General features: G+C 55.8%; 1 pseudogene. It reads left to right on the forward strand.

The window, feature by feature from the left end:
• Positions 1–22 precede the first annotated feature (22 nt).
• A pseudogene (locus J5224_RS35125) lies at positions 23–509 on the forward strand (peroxidase family protein); the annotation flags it as partial.

A 509-nucleotide genomic window follows, 5' to 3' on the forward strand; every position in this document is an offset into this window, starting at 1 on the left:
CATCAGCAAAGGTAGATATCGCATGACAACTGAAAGCAAATGCCCATTCTCTGGTGGCGGCAGTAAGCCCACCGCCAGCAGCGGCACCACGAATCAGGATTGGTGGCCAAATCAGCTCAGTCTGAAAGTACTCCATCAACACAGCTCGCTCTCCGACCCTCTCAGTAAAAATTTCGATTACGCCGCCGCCTTTAACCGTCTCGATCTGGCGGCAGTTAAAAAAGATCTCCACGCCTTGATGACCGATTCCCAGCCCTGGTGGCCTGCGATGGCCCGCTGTTTATTCGTATGGCCTGGCCCAGCGCCGGGACCTACCGTACTGGCGATGGCCGCGGTGGCGCAGGTGCCGGACAGCAGCGCTTTGCGCCGCTGAACAGTTGGCCGGATAACGTAAACCTCGATAAGGCGCGGCGTTTACTGTGGCCGATCAAGCAAAAGTATGGTCAAAACATCTCCTGGGCCGATTTGATGATTCTGACCGGCAACGTGGCATTAGAATCCATGGGCTT

It is taken from the genome of Candidatus Symbiopectobacterium sp. NZEC135 (assembly GCF_025962695.1).